Genomic DNA, 14,638 nt, shown 5'->3' with positions numbered 1-14,638 from the left:
GGGTTGTATGGGCGGGTGTTTGCGGTGGTGCGGGGGTTGGTGTTTTTGGCTGCGGGTGGGACTTTTGAATAAGCCTCTAAGCCTATGTTGAATTCTCGAGGTGAGTCTTCGAACTGGATATTGAAAACCAAAGCAGCAAGCTCTCCAGCCTGCTGTCTGAGTTGAGTTTCTTTTTCGTGCCTACGTTCTAGCCATCGACCTATAAACACTGCAATGACTGCGCCAATTAATCCAACTACTGAACCGGCAAATCCACTAAAGAGAATTTTTATCCACTCAGTCCAATACATTCATTTCTCCTCGTTCATTTATGTGTCGGGTAGGGCGGTTCCACTTTAGTAGGTGCACACTTTTCTAGCGTTTCTCTGAAGCTAGACGGCTAAATGTTTTTTCGAGGTCTTTGATGGGCAGGCTGTTGTGCAGAGACTTTGCCTGTAGAGCATAGATACTCCGTTCTGCGTCTGTTGGCCCATCTGTGCCACGCGTATGCTCGGTGCGTGAACGATAAGTTGTGGTTTTACTATTGGTCTTTAGTGCCTTTTTAGCTTTCCTGACTGCTCTATACATCGCAGAACTCACAGCGCTAATAGTCATTTCCTACCCTCCTATCCCTTGAAGATGACTACTGAGGTGAACTGCTTAATTCACCTAGTACTTTACCAACTTGTACATCGGATGTACAAAATTTTGTGCATTGAATGTACAATTTGACCTATGACGTTCTATCCCAGATTCCTTGAGCCCAAGATACTTGACCTGCTTGCTGTTGCGCCTGTCGTGATTATCGAAGGCGCTCGTGCAGTGGGGAAGACAAGCTTGGTGAACAAGCTGGCTCATGAGGGGTATCTTAAGGCAGTTTATTCGATGGCTGATACCGGCCTGCGAGCAGTGGTTGAGGCTGATACAGTGGGTTGGCTCCGTGGTCTAGAGTGGCCCTGCGCAATCGACGAAGCTCAGCTGGTTCCTGAGCTACCGGTTGCTGTGAAACAGGTTCTAGATGAGAACCAGGACTCAATTCGTCTAGTTCTTACCGGTTCTTCAAGCATCGGGCAAAGCGGCTTTGGCGGCACTGATCCTCTGGCACGCAGGGCTTTACGAGTATCATTAGAGCCTTTAAGCGAGGCAGAAATCAGCTCTCCCCATCAGCAGCCGTGGTCTGTGATAGATGCTCTATTTGATGCAAATCCGGTTACAGGGGAACAAACACAACCTCTGGATATTGAATCTGACGCGATTGTTTTAGGGGGTATGCCCCAGTATCGTCGGTTTGCTGGCAATTCAGTGACCTCAACGTTAGGCCTGGCTATTGACGAGGGGATAAGAAGCATCCTAACTCAGCGGGTAAAGCCAGGTGAGTCGTTTGATCAGGTACGTGCACACGAGATTTTGGCTTATGTTTTAAGGCACCCTGCTTCAGAGCTAAATATCTCTGAAATGGGCAGAGAACTCTCAATGGACCGCCGCACAGTTGATTCTTATCTCGACGCTCTCGAAAAACGTTTCTTGATATATGAGGTCCCCAACCTGCATCGGGCTTCAAAGAGGTCTTTGCGGTCTTCAGCAAAGTTTTTCCCCGCAGATGTGGCTTTATCCGCTCGGTCTTTGGTAAGTACGAGTGATGCACAGTTAGTTGATGCAGATGTACGAGGGCGTCTGATTGAGACGCTGGTGATGCAGCAGATACGTGCCCATGCTGGATGGGCTGAGCGTAGTGTGGATATATTCCATTGGCGACAGCGGATTAAGAATAAGGACGTTGAGGTCGATGTAGTCTTGCGTGATTCTGCGGGTTCTCTCATCGCACTGGAAGTGAAAGCTTCTGCGCGTGTAAAGCCTGAATTCTTGAAGGGGTTGAAGAGCTTTCAAGAATTGTATGGTGACAGGGTTACACGGGGCTTCGTCGTTTGTAACGTGGCTCGGCCTGTGCCTTTAGGCGAGAAAATTTGGGCTCTTCCCTTGGCCGCCTTGTGGGACGCTAGTTTGTGGCAGGGGTTGATGAACAGAGCGCGCGCAACTGCGATAGAGCCACGAGCAGAGCTTGAGCCCTCTAAGAAAACTGGCGATGTTGATGTGCGTGTCGTTGCTAGTTTCGCTGCGGCTGATGAGGGCTCTGCGTTAGCAGGGAATATTCGTGGCTTTGCTGAAGATGTTGCTGATGCTGTTGAGGGTCTGTCTGGTTTGAGCGTTGAGCTTGTTTTGGATGATGATCCGGCACATTTTACTCATACGCTGGGCGCGGACGCTGACGAGCAGGTACCCCTTGTTGGCTTGGCTTTGGTGACGCCTCGCTGGGTCAAGCAAATAGGTGACTTGTCTGTGTTAGACGGCAAGAATATTGTGCCGGTTCTGTGGATTGCTAACTCTAAGATTCCAGAGGAACAGAGTAGGGCTGTTCTTGATTTAACGGATGTGCGTCGTGCAGATCGTGATTCCGCACAGTACCGCCTGGGCGTGGAGCAGGTGGCGGAGAGCTTGCTCTCTAAGATGTCCCACAATATCTAGTGGCTCAGCTCCTCCACCTTCTCGCCGCGCAGCAGTTCGTACAGGCCCATGTCGAGCATGAACTCTACGAACTGCTCCGCGGGTAGCTTGCGCACGTGGTCAATCAGGTCAGCTGTATCTGAGCTGTAGTCCCAGAGCTTATTCGCCAGGCCAACGCGCACATTCTTCGAATGGTAGAAGTCCACCTTGGTGTTGGCCATGGCGCTTTGTTTGAGCCCGGCGTCCTTGGCCGCCTCAGCCACGAAGGTAGTAGCAAAGCCCACCTGGTGCTCGTCACTCAGGTCAAGGCCGTGGAAGTACTTATTAATCTTCTCAATCAGTTCAGAGCGGGCTTTGCGCTCGCGCTCCTGGATACTGGCGAGGCCGGCCTCCGTCATGCCCTGCAGCCCAGCCGCCTGGGAGGACGCGAGCTTCAAGTCTTCCTCTTCGCGCAGCTTTTCGAGGCGGTAGTGGGTGAGGACGATGTCGTCCACGTTCACGACCTCCGGGGATACTTCATCGAGGGTAAAGCGGCGTAGCTTGCGCGAGAGCAGGTCGGCAAAGGCTGAGAGCTTCTCGTAGTAGGGGTCACCGAAGTTGAAGATTTGTGAGAAGAAGGCGTAGGACTTCACATATTGGGCCAGGGTTGAGCGGAACTCCAGCAGTACTTCAAGGGCGGCTCGGTCTGCAGAACCGTCAATCCCTTCCTGCGCTGCCCGCCAGCGCGTCACAAACCGCTGCACGGGTATGGAGATGAGCGAGTCAAAGGACGCCTGCCGGGCACCGGGGCTAACCCATTTTTCCCAAAACTGTTCCACATCGGCCCGGTTGTAGATACTTGCTGCCTCTAGCTTGTCCACCTGCTTGGCAACCAGGTCGAGATCTGATTCAGTCTCAATGCGGGCGTCCTCGTAGTACTCGGCGAAGGCGGCGCGAATCTGCTCGGGGTCGTTGACGAAGTCCAGAATGTAGGTGTTCTCTTTGCCGTCAGCCCGGCGGTTGAGGCGGGAGAGGGTCTGCACGGCGGTGATTCCCGAGAGTTTCTTATCCACATACATAGCGACCAGAAGGGGCTGGTCGAAGCCGGTCTGGTACTTGTTGGCCACAATTAGAATGTGCTGGCCGTCCTGGTTGAAGACCTCAGCTAGGTTCCTGCCCTTGAGCTCTGGGTTCATGGACGCTTCGGTCACGGTGGGCGTATCAACCCCGGGCACTACCTCGACGTCTGGGTCGGGCAGTTCACCGGAGAAAGCAACTAGGGTCTTCAGGGGCAGGGCTCTCTCTGCGATAGCTTTTTCAAAAGCCCGCTGGTAGCGCACGGCAGCTGCCCGGGAGGACGTCACCACCATGGCTTTGGCTTTTCCGCCCAGCTCCTGCTTGACCCGGCCCTCAAAGTGTTCAAGAATCACCGCAACCTTGGAGGCAACATTGGTGGGGTGTAGCTCCACAAAGTTGATCAGGCTCTTGGTGCCCTTGCGGATGTCGATTTCTTCATCGGCTCCGCTGTCTTCATTTTTCTGGGCGATTTTGGCGGCCATTTGGTAGGTGGTGTAGTTTTTGAGCACATCAAGAATGAAGCCCTCTTCAATGGCCTGCTTCATGGGGTAGAGGTCGAAGGGCTGGTGGGGGCCGGTTCCATCGGCCCGGCGGCCAAAGACTTCCAGGGTTTTTGCCTTGGGGGTGGCGGTGAAGGCAAAGAAGGAGACCTGGTGGCCTTCACCGACTACCCGCTGGGCCATTTTGGTGAGGGCAACCTGGTCGGCTTCGGGGTCTGACTCTTCAATACCGGCGTCAATCTCGGTGTTGAGCATTTCCTTAATAGAGTCGGTTGCCTTGCCCGACTGGGAGGAGTGGGCTTCGTCAGCAATAATCGCAAAGTGCTTACCGGCCAGCTGGCCGCCTTCCTTGGTCATTTCTGCCAGGGCAAAGGGAAAAGTTTGTAGGGTCACGCCGATGATGGGCACGCCGGTGGTCAGGGCTTCAACCAGTTGCTTAGATTTGGAGTCGCCACTGCCTCGGGTAATGGGCTGGAAGGTTCCGGCGGTGGTGACGAGCTGGTCGATAGCGTCCTGGAGCTGCTGGTCGAGCACCTGCCGGTCGGCTATGACGATGACGGAGTCGAAGACGCGCTCGCCCTCTGGGGTGTGCAGGTTGGAGAGCCGGTGGGCCGTCCAGGCGATGGAGTCGGTTTTGCCGGAGCCCGCCGAGTGCTGCACCAGGTATTTTTGCCCGGCTCCTTCGGTGCGGGCTGCTTGGACGAGTTTGGTGACGGCCCGCCACTGGTGGTAGCGGGGGAATCTGATGTGGCTCTTATGGGTGGTTTTGCCGGTGAGGGGGTCGGTGATTTTTTGGTGGTTGGTGTAGATGAATTTGGTGAGGATGGTGATCCAGGTGTTGGGTTCGAGGATTTCTTCCCAGAAGTAGCTGGTGGCTAGTTTGCCGTCGATGATGGGGTTGCCTGCCCCGCCGTTGGCTCCGCGGTTGAAGGGGAGAAAGCTGGTGGCTTTGCCTGCCAGTTTGGTGGTCATGGCGATTTCGTCTTGGGTGAGGGCGAAGTGCACCAGGGCGCCACGGTGTTCTTGGAGCAGGGGTGAGGTTTTGGGGTCGCGGTCGGTGCGGTACTGCTTGATGGCCTCTTGCAGGGTTTGGGTGTATTCGCTTTTGAGTTCGATGGTGGCTACGGGTAGGCCGTTAATGAAGAGGACCAGGTCGATGCGGGCGGTTTCGTCTGCTGGGTTGTAGCGGACTTCTTCGACCACGCGCAGGATGTTCTTATGGTAGAGGGCGGTGAGGTCGGGGTTGCGGTTGTCTTGGGGCGGGTAGGCGATTAGCTGGAAGGGGCGGCGTGCCCCGGGCACGCTGAAGCCTTTGCGCAGGACGTTGAGGGTTCCGCCGCCTTGTTCTTCTGGGGCTGAGAGTTTGGTGACGAGCCGGTCGAGCAGGCGGTTTTCTTGGGCCTGCTGGGCGGCGGCGGGGTCTGCGCCGGGTTTAATGAGGGAGGCGTAGTTTTTGGGGTCGCTGGTTTTGAGCCAGGTGAGGACGTCTGCGGGGTAGAGGGCGCGCCTGGCGTCGTAGCCTGTGGAGTTGGGGGAGTGCACCCACCCGTGAGTAGCCAGGTAGGCGCAGATGTCTTGCTGGAGGGGACGTTCGAGGTGGGTGCGGGGCATGAACAATACTCCTATTCGGCGTGAAAACTAAAAATAAAATTATTAATTACATCAGACATAATTGGTATTTGGTGAAATATTCATTTTTTAAATCTAGGAATTTTCAAATTAATACAAAATGTGAAACAAGTGTTTGAAAATATATTAACTGTCCAGTTTTAAAGTAGAAATATTTTATATCTGAAAGATTGAGTAGAATAAACATTCAGGACAGTAATTAACATTGGGTGTTGTCAAACAAAAACTAGGATACATTACAAGTAATGGGTAGCTGATTCTAAGCACTGCGCTGCTTTTTAGCGTAAATAATACCCGCGTATTTTATTCTGTTTTTCATCTCCCTAAAGGTGACTATGCGAATATCATCTATCTTAAAATTAGATCGTTCCGTTCCATCAACTTTTAAGTCTTTAAATACAATGTCAGACCTTTTTTGACTCGTTTTCTTTGTCTCAAAGTAAGAATCCATTGCATTTATCGTTTTGATAATATTATCGGAATCCTTATTTTTTATATACTTTTCTAAACTTTCTGCATGATTCTTTTTAACAACTTTTGCAGCTACCTCCGCAGATATGGTTGGTTTCAGTACCTGGTTTGACGTAGGGCGCGCTAAGTACCTTTGCTCAGTCTCATCTTTATTGTCGGATATAAGGCCTGCAAGAGTAGAAAATGTTATGAACTCTAATGGATTTAATAGATTAATAATTAGCTCAATATTTGAAGAAGATGTGAAGTCATTTTTAATAATATGTGGACGTGATATGTGAATACAGTAGTCAGGTCCAGAAGGTTCATCTTCTTTTTCTGTAAAATGTATTTGAATTTTTTTCAGATACCGGATTAAATTTTCGTAAGGATCATGTCTATCCTGATTTTTTTCATTGAAACAACCAGCCAGTAAGCATATTAAGGGCGTAGAATATTCGTTAAATTTTTTAAAAAAATTACTTTCATCATATTTATCAGATTCGTTCATTAACACTTCAATTGAGCTTAAATTAATAATTCTCAATGTAGAGTTAAAATTTTTAGCGTGGTCCGCACAGGAAGCATTAAATTTGTTATCATGAGGACCCTGTGATTTAATATAAAATAGGTAGAATCCTGTACGCTCGTTGTCTGCACAAGCCTTCTTGATTGTGTTAAACTGCTTTTCATCTTTGTATTTTACACTTTTTAGAAATGATTTTTTTAAATTGTTTAAATCTTCAATTTTTTTAGCTTGGAATAAAATTTCAATTCGGCGGAAGTGGTCTGGATGCTTGTAAACCCAGAATCCCAAATCTGATCCAGTCTTTTGACTTTCAACATGTTTTGTAAATGTAAACACATTCCCGTAGGGATTTAGCGTGCCTTTATCGGAATCATGCCACTCACATCCTGGTTCGTCTCCATGATCTGGGCAAGCAGCTTCGATAGTATAGTGCCCCCCGGCTATTTGGCTTTTAAGAATATCAGTAATGGTTTCTTCACCCCAGGTGAATGAGGTTTTCTCTAAATGCAAAAGTTTATATACCGAGAAAGCGCCAAAATTTAACGGTTGCTGAACAAGAAGTTCTGTTTTCCATTTTTTTTCATTTGATTTCATCAAAAATCCTTGTTATATTGAGTAGTTTTTAATGTTTTTTGTTGTGCATTACATTATTTTGATGGTTTAGTCCCAAAAAGTGGTGATATATATTGTCTTATTATCGAATAAACACTTCAGTTTCGGTGAAAAATTCTTCTCCGTTTGGGGATTCCCACTTTACTTTACATACCGCAGAATTGGATGATGCTAATACCTGTAGGATATTAAATTCTGATTGTCCACCAGGCTTTAAGGAGCCAGCTGGTTGTGGCTCTCCATGGGAAATTACATCAAATAGTTCGTCTGGTTTTCCATTTGAATCTATGAACTGATATCTTACATTTTTTACAGGGACTCCAGTTAGGTTTTCAAGATTAAGTAAGTTTTTTGTCTTTGTTCTCAAACGACCTTTGCTATCGGTCTCCTGATATGATTCTTTTGTTATTGACGCCCAAACACCAATCGATGGGTTATCCATATCTAGTTTTTTAGAATCTGATATTTTTGATTCAGATGAAAATTTAGTTGAATGCGAGAAAGCAATTGATTGTAGAAATGCGTTAATGGCTTGAGTAAGTTCGTCAGTATCTGAATATTGCTTGTATAAACATTTAGTTTGAATTGATTCTAAATATTTTTCAAGTCTTAGCTTTTCTTCAGCTTCATGAACTCCGTTGGAGATAGATGGGACACGATTTACAAAAACTGCAACCTGTTTTCCCGCTTGTGCCAGGCGCTCAATTTCTTCCACCGTCCCAGATTCAAAGTTTTCAGTTTGAGTTCCAAGTTTTCCTGAAAATACTACGATTGCTAAATCAGAAGAGTCTACAATGGTTTCATTGATGATTTGCTGCGGATGCATGCCGAAAGTGGGGGAGACGCCTATTTTCCAATCAGTGGCTGCGAAATGTATCTTAGACATCCGTCCTGTCGTGGCATTCCACATGTGCATTGCATTAGTGATAATTTCACGGTGCTGAGGTGGTAGGTCAGAGGGTGAAGATAGGAGTACCTGTAAGATGTTGGCTTGATAAGGCATCGCTATTACCATTCCTTATTTATTTTTGCTTTTTTTAATTCAACGAGTAAATCGATAGAGGTTTGAATTTGTTGTTTTGTTTCTATTATTTCACCTAGTTTGTTAATGAGGGTTTGCGATGTTGCTATCTGATTTTGGTGGCTAAAATCAGGTATTTTAGCTTGAGCTAATTTTTCTGCAGTCAGGTGGGGGATTGTTGATTGGCTCGTCAGGTTCTCAAGCTCGCCAGAAAGCAACTTAGCTCGAATGCAAAAGTCAATAAAATGCGGATCAGCTAAACCTGGCTTAACTCGTACACGATTAATCGAATTCTGGAAACCCCATCCAGGTAAGTCTTCGGTCAGGACGGCGCTTCGGCCAAATCCAGCCCCACCCTCTACTACCAGAACATCACCCTTTTTCAAATCCAAATGCGCTAACTCGTCAGAAGAAAACCACATCTTCTTATAGTCCGACTGGTAAGTGAAAACACCGCCAGGCTGGATATTAGCTGCCCTGATATAGGGTGCCAATTCCATGCCACCTTTATTTGAAGGTGTAATCATCTTACCCAGCGTAATCTGAGCAAACCGTTTCAAAGGAACAGTTGGTGCATTGGTGGGAAACGTTAGCTGACGTAGTTCAGCATTGAACTTCTCAGTAGCCAGTTCAAGAAGACGTTGCTGGTCAGCGATGAACTCATCAATCTCCGCCAGCTCCCGGTCAAGCTTATCTGCGATTTTCTTTTGCTCTTCAAGCGGGGGTAGCGGTAGCCATGTCAGGTTGAACTCGTTAAATCGCATAGTCTGACCGTCTCTAAGCTGGTCAGTGACAGATGCGATTTGAGAAATATAGCTGGGAGATTTCAAAACATGCTTGAAAAATCCAGGATAAACGGCTTCAGACGGACGCAAAACGGTATATGCAGGACTAACTTTTCCTGGCATAGTTGCTAGTTCAAGACCGCCCTGAAAAGTGCGCAAATGGCTAATGAAATCGCCTGGTTCGACATGTTGCATCTGAGTTCCAGAAAGATTCTGAACAACCCTTGCACCAGTAATCTTCATGTATTCTTCTTGCGGCAGAACGCCATATCTCTGTGAGGGCGTTAGATGGATATCGCCAGGGCGTTCTGGTTCTTTGACCAGTTTGAAGATCCTACGGGGTTCAACAATCTTCCAATGGTTAGGGACCCCACCAGAAAGCCAACGAACCTTAAACGGTACTTTGTTACTCATTAACCCAGCACCTCTTCCAGCCTCTTCTTGATTCGGCCCAGTACCTCGTTGAGGTCGCGGTCAATCTCCTCCAGGGAGCGGGGCGGAACATACTCGTAGAAGTGACGGGTAAAAGGAATCTCCGCGCCCTCCTTGGTCTTAGACTCATCAATCCAGGCATCAGGCACAAAGGGTTTAACCTCACGCTCCAGGTACTCGTGAATATCCTCGCCCCAGTGCACATTCTCAGTATCGCGCAGGCTAGCGTCAGCCACCGGCTTCTTAGCCTTCAACACCACTTCGGCAGACTCATCGCGTTCAGCCAACTCATCCACCAACTTAGCCAAAGCCGCAGGCTTCACCAGGGCACCGGCGTCCGCAAACACCTGCAAAAGCTCAGCCTTCACACTAGCCACATCAGCACCAACGGCACCCGCTGTGCTCTCAACCAAGGCAGCAAGCGAAGCACGCACGGCGGCGTCCTCCCCCTCAGATAATTTGAGTTTGCCAAACTCCTTAGAAGCCAAGAGCCTCTCAACCCGCTCAGCAGAAAAACCCCAATTCAACCGCAAAGGGCGCTCCACCGTAATCGTGCGGTACATAAACTCCTCACGATCAAAAACCTTAGAACGCCTATCATCCGCTGAATCAAAAGCAGCGTACAGGCGGGTAATCTCAGCAATCTGCTCCTCACTCAACCGCTTACGCTTAGACCCCACCGACTTACGCATCTTCTCAAACATGTTGGTTGCGTCAATCAGCTGAACCTTACCCCTACGCTCAGCCTTCTTCTGCTTATTCAACACCCAGATATAGGTAGAAATACCGGTGTTATAGAACATGTCAGTAGGCAGACCAATAATCGCCTCAAGGTAGTCCTGGTCCAAAACCCACTTACGGATATTCGACTCACCAGAACCCGCGCCACCCGTAAAGAGGGGAGAGCCATTCAACACAATAGCCCCGCGGCCGCCCACCTGGGCAACACCATTGCTAGCAACCGTCGGCTCATTGAGCTTAGAAATCAGGTGCTGCAAGAAAAGGAGCGAACCATCAGACACACGGGGCAGTCCAGCACCAAACCGGCCCGCAAAACCCTGGTTCTTATGCTCAGCCTCAACCACAGCCTTAGCACCCTTCCAATCCACGCCAAAGGGCGGGTTGCTCAGCCCATAGTGGAAGGTGCGGTTCTCAAAAGCCGGGTCAGTCAGGGTATTACCCAGGGCGATGTTATCAACGTCCTGGCCCTTAACCACCATGTCCGCCTTACAAATCGCATACGACTCGGGGTTGAGCTCCTGGCCCAGCAAGCTCACATCGGCGGTGGGGTTCAGCTGATGAATCTTATCGTCAGCCACAGACAGCATACCGCCGGTGCCAGCGGTGGGATCATAGACCGACCGGGCAATATAATCAGTGCGCAAATCTTCATCATCAGCCAGCAGCAGGTTAACCATCAGCTCAATGACCTCGCGTGGGGTGAAGTGCTCACCGGCAGTCTCATTCGAAGCCTCAGCGAACTTGCGAATGAGCTCTTCGAAGATGTTGCCCATCTGCTCATTGCTCACATTCTCTGGGTGCAGATTCACCCGCGAGAAATGCTGAATCACCTGATAGAGCAGGTTCTGGGCGGCCAGGTCTGCGATAGTGTCTTCGAACTTATACTTCTCAAAAATATCGCGCACGTTCTCACTGAACTGGTTAATGTAAGAACGCAGATTCTGCTCAAGGGTATCGGGGTCATTAGTCACAGTCTTGAGGTTGTGCTGGGAGAGGTTATAGAAACTGTAATCGTGCCCCGCCCGGGCAGAGAGCATAGCCGGAGGAATCGTATCGAGCACATACCCCTCTGTTACCTCAAGAACAGCCTGCTTGGTCGGCTCAAGCACCGCGTCAAGACGTGCCAAGACCGTGAAAGGCAAAATAATCTGACCGTACTGATGCTGCTTATAGGTACCGCGCAACACATCAGCCACATTCCAAATGAACTGAGAATAGTTCAAAGAAGACACACAAGCCCCTCAAGATTGGCAAACTAATGGCTCAGCATAAAAGCCCTAGCCATCAGGCAGAGCTTTTACCCTGATGAAAACTAATCATACTCAAGGGGCAGGCTGGGAAGTTGAAGTGCAGCTCTTGTGTCTCACCTGCTCACCAGGGCAGGGAGGTGAGCTAGCCAGCTGCCGGTTAGGGTAGAAGTAAACCCCATAGAAGCGCAGGCGAAAGGACCCCACATGAAAACCCGCCCCTTCACCCAGGTCGATGTGTTCGGCTCGGTTCCGCTCAAGGGCAACCCTCTCGCCGTGGTGCTCGACGGCAGCGACCTCACCGACGAGCATATGCAGGACTTTGCCCGCTGGACCAATCTCTCAGAAACCACCTTCATCACCCAACCGACTGACGCTCGGGCCGACTACGCCGTCCGCATCTTCACCCCCGGCGGCGAACTGCCCTTCGCCGGGCACCCCACCCTGGGCAGCGCCCACGCCTGGCTAGAAGCAGGCGGCCAGCCGCAGCGCCCCGACGTCATCGTGCAAGAATGCGCCGCCGGGCTCATCGACATCACCCGCAGCGGCCAAGAGCTCTCCTTCGCCGCCCCGGCAACCGTCCGCACCGGTGCCCTTGATGAAGCAACCCTGGCAGACATCGCCACCACGCTAGGGCTAGAGCGCAGCCAGATTCTCTCCCACCAGTGGGTCGACAACGGGCCCGGCTGGTCAGCCGTCGAAATCGCAGACCCCGACCGTCTGCTCGCCCTCACCCCGGACTTCACCCGCGGCCCAGACCTCAAACTCGGCGTCTTCGCCATGCACCCGGAAGGTTCAGACATCGCCTACGATGTCCGCGCTTTCGTGCCAGGTATCAGCGTTTCTGAGGACCCTGTCACCGGCTCCCTCAACGCCTCCGTCGCCCAGTGGCTCGCCCGCGAAAACCGGGTTGCCGGAACCTACACCGTACGCCAGGGCACCTGCCTGCACCGCGACGGCAGACTCACCATCACGGTAGGGCAGGACGCCGGCCCCACCGGATCACCCGACATTTGGGTTGGCGGAAGAACCCACACCCTCATCAGGGGAGAGGTTAGTCTTTAGGTCTTTAATCCATCTGTTGGCTTGTGCTGCCCCGCCAGGCCGGGGCGGGCGTCCGTCCGCTCATTGAATGTAATCGAAAATGCCATCTGCGCGGTAAAAGAACGTGCAGATGGCATTTTCGGTTACATTCGGGAGCGACTGTGATATAAAGGTGTGAGGCGTCACCCACCGCCCAGCGCTTTGCCCCTGTGACTCTAGCAAGCAGGCCATCAGTGCGAAGGGAAGAGAATTCTCGGGTTGCACCGGCATTCCAAGACCGGGGTAGGCACCACCGAACCGTCGATTGATACCGCAGCTAGAGTGCGAAGAAAGTCGATACCCGTGACTGCCCAATCAAACTTCAAAAAGCTCGTGCGTGCCCGCATGGAAGAAACCGGTGAGAACTACACCACCGCCCGAGCAGCCCTCCTCGAGACCAAGCCTACGACCGACGTCCTGAACGATCCCCGTGAACAAGCCTACGCAGAGCACCGCACAGTCGTTGACCGTTTTCTGCAGGGCGGACGCCTGACCTCCTGGCCCTCCAAGCGCCGCACCCGCGCCCACCTGCTGTTGCACCTGGTGACCTATTTTGAGCCAGGGCGCACCTACACCGAGAAACAGGTCAACGAGATTCTGGCCGCCCTCTGGCAGGACTATGCCTTTATGCGTCGGGAGATGGTCGAGTACGGTTACCTGGTGCGAACTGCTGATGCATCCGCCTATTGCCTGGCGACCCGGGTGCCTGACCGGGCAGGTACCGTGCTGGCTGCCGAGGCTCCGGCCTGGGAAGCGATGTGGCTGCCGGGTTACCTGGCCGCAGAGGCTCTGTAGCAACTAGGGACCAGATTCCTCCCAAAATCCTTGTGGTGCACACATACTATTGAGAGTTTTCTGGTCCCTACTTGGGGCGGGGCGGAGCAGGCGTGCGCCACAACCGACCCTTAGCTCACCTCAACCCGGGCCGCAGCCTCGCGCCCGAAGAGGTAGAGCACCAGTTCGCCCGGCTCGCCGGTCAGCACAGTCGCAACCTGGCCAGCAGGCGGAGCAAGCACAGTATGAACAGCGGGGGAGTAGCCCGGAGCTTCCAACACCAGCCCGTGAGGGTACTTCTTCCCGGCCATCATGCGAGCGCGCGCCCGCAGCACCTTCCACATCTTCTCCTGCACACCCTCAGCCAGCTCGCGCGGGGCAGGCTGCTCGCCGTCAGTGAGTGAGGCGCGGCGGACGTCCTCGGTATGCACAAAGTACTCAATCAGGTTCATCGCCTCGTCCAGACCCGGGAAGCGCGTGCGCATGTGCAGGTAACCCGGCAGCGCCTCAAAATCGCGCAGGGCCTTCTCATAGCGGCGCTGGCCGGTCAGCTCATTGGCAAGCTGGTCGGTGTAGCGTTCGGTGCGCGCAGCCAGCGGGCCGCCCGGCATGCCCGCTGCAATCAGAGGCTTGCTTTCGCGCACCAGCAGGTGGGTGGCGAGATGGCGGGTTTCCCAGCCCTCGCAGAGGGTAGGTGCGGACGGCCCCGCGGCAGCGAGAGCATCAAGTAGGGCGGTGCGTTCTGAGGTAACAAGGGCAGAAGAAGTCATACGCCCAGTCTAAACCTGAACGATGGGTTGCCCAGCGCAGGCACCAGCCCTACAAACACCAGCCCCAGCCCGTAGCCAGATGCTGAGAGCTGCCCCAGCCCTGCTACCGCCATCAGCTAGGATGGAAAGGTGAGTACACCAGCACCCAGCGCCACCGAGGGCGTTTCACTGCCCGCCGATATTGCCGACCGCCTCAAGCGCGACGAGAACGGCCTTTTTGCCGCCATCATCCAGCAGTACGACACCCGCGATGTGCTCATGCTCGGCTGGATGAACGATGAAGCCCTGCGCCGCACCCTCACCGAAGGGCGGGTTACCTTTTGGTCCCGCTCCCGCCAGGAATACTGGCGCAAGGGAGACACCAGCGGCCACTACCAGTACGTCAAAAGCGTCAGCATTGACTGCGACGGCGACGCCCTGCTGATTGAGGCAGACCAGGTAGGGGCAGCCTGCCACACCGGCACCACCACCTGCTTCCACGCCGGGGGCGCCCTGCCAGCTGCCACCGGCGTCCGCCCCGAATAGCAC

The 14,638-nt window shown here is 52.1% G+C and carries 11 protein-coding genes; 4 read left to right on the top strand and 7 right to left on the bottom strand.

Annotated elements, in window-relative coordinates; genetic code table 11:
- On the bottom strand, positions 1-290 hold a 290-nt coding region (locus ACED88_RS04280), incomplete at its 3' end, for a hypothetical protein (protein WP_449108823.1).
- Between the two features lie 424 nt (positions 291-714).
- Between ACED88_RS04280 and ACED88_RS04275 the strand changes: the two genes are divergently transcribed.
- Positions 715-2,502, top strand: coding sequence for an ATP-binding protein (locus ACED88_RS04275; protein WP_449106971.1), 1,788 nt, complete (start codon positions 715-717; stop codon positions 2,500-2,502).
- Here the strand turns inward: ACED88_RS04275 and ACED88_RS04270 are convergent.
- The 5 genes from ACED88_RS04270 to ACED88_RS04250 all read right to left on the bottom strand — a co-directional run bounded on the left by ACED88_RS04270 (position 2,499) and on the right by ACED88_RS04250 (position 11,468).
- The gene (locus ACED88_RS04270; RefSeq protein ID WP_449106970.1) at positions 2,499-5,648 is read right to left on the bottom strand and encodes a type I restriction endonuclease subunit R; all 3,150 of its coding nucleotides are present in this window, start codon (positions 5,646-5,648) and stop codon (positions 2,499-2,501) included. The two genes, ACED88_RS04275 and ACED88_RS04270, sit on opposite strands and share 4 nt — an antisense overlap.
- A gap of 277 nt (positions 5,649-5,925) precedes the next feature.
- Positions 5,926-7,239, bottom strand: a complete 1,314-nt coding sequence (locus ACED88_RS04265; RefSeq protein ID WP_449106969.1) for a hypothetical protein — start codon at positions 7,237-7,239, stop codon at positions 5,926-5,928.
- 100 nt (positions 7,240-7,339) lie between these two features.
- Positions 7,340-8,260: a hypothetical protein gene (locus ACED88_RS04260; RefSeq protein ID WP_431464285.1), complete on the bottom strand. Its 921-nt coding sequence runs from the start codon at positions 8,258-8,260 to the stop codon at positions 7,340-7,342.
- Between the two features lie 5 nt (positions 8,261-8,265).
- Entirely contained in the window at positions 8,266-9,477 is a 1,212-nt protein-coding gene (locus ACED88_RS04255; protein WP_431464286.1) for a restriction endonuclease subunit S, read from the bottom strand.
- The gene (locus ACED88_RS04250; RefSeq protein WP_449106967.1) at positions 9,477-11,468 is read right to left on the bottom strand and encodes a type I restriction-modification system subunit M; all 1,992 of its coding nucleotides are present in this window, start codon (positions 11,466-11,468) and stop codon (positions 9,477-9,479) included. Before ACED88_RS04250 ends, ACED88_RS04255 begins: the two co-directional genes overlap by 1 nt.
- A gap of 222 nt (positions 11,469-11,690) precedes the next feature.
- On the opposite strand from ACED88_RS04250, the gene ACED88_RS04245 reads away from it, so the two are divergent.
- Together ACED88_RS04245 and ACED88_RS04240 are read left to right on the top strand one after the other, a co-directional pair.
- The gene (locus ACED88_RS04245; protein WP_449106966.1) at positions 11,691-12,548 is read left to right on the top strand and encodes a PhzF family phenazine biosynthesis protein; all 858 of its coding nucleotides are present in this window, start codon (positions 11,691-11,693) and stop codon (positions 12,546-12,548) included.
- A gap of 321 nt (positions 12,549-12,869) precedes the next feature.
- Entirely contained in the window at positions 12,870-13,361 is a 492-nt protein-coding gene (locus ACED88_RS04240; RefSeq protein ID WP_449106965.1) for a DUF2087 domain-containing protein, read from the top strand.
- Between the two features lie 110 nt (positions 13,362-13,471).
- Here ACED88_RS04240 and ACED88_RS04235 read toward each other — a convergent pair whose 3' ends face one another.
- Complete coding sequence (locus tag ACED88_RS04235; RefSeq protein ID WP_449106964.1) at positions 13,472-14,110, bottom strand: TIGR03085 family metal-binding protein; 639 nt, start codon at positions 14,108-14,110, stop codon at positions 13,472-13,474.
- Positions 14,111-14,239: 129 nt separating this feature from the next.
- Here ACED88_RS04235 and hisI point away from each other — a divergent pair, with 129 nt between their 5' ends.
- On the top strand, positions 14,240-14,635 hold the full coding sequence (gene hisI, locus ACED88_RS04230) for a phosphoribosyl-AMP cyclohydrolase (protein WP_449106963.1): 396 nt from the start codon (positions 14,240-14,242) through the stop codon (positions 14,633-14,635).
- Positions 14,636-14,638: the final 3 nt, after the last annotated feature.

The organism is Rothia sp. 11273D007AR, assembly GCF_053547255.1.
The sequence above is the reverse complement of the archived record's forward strand: the minus strand, read 5'-3'. Positions and strand labels throughout refer to the sequence as shown.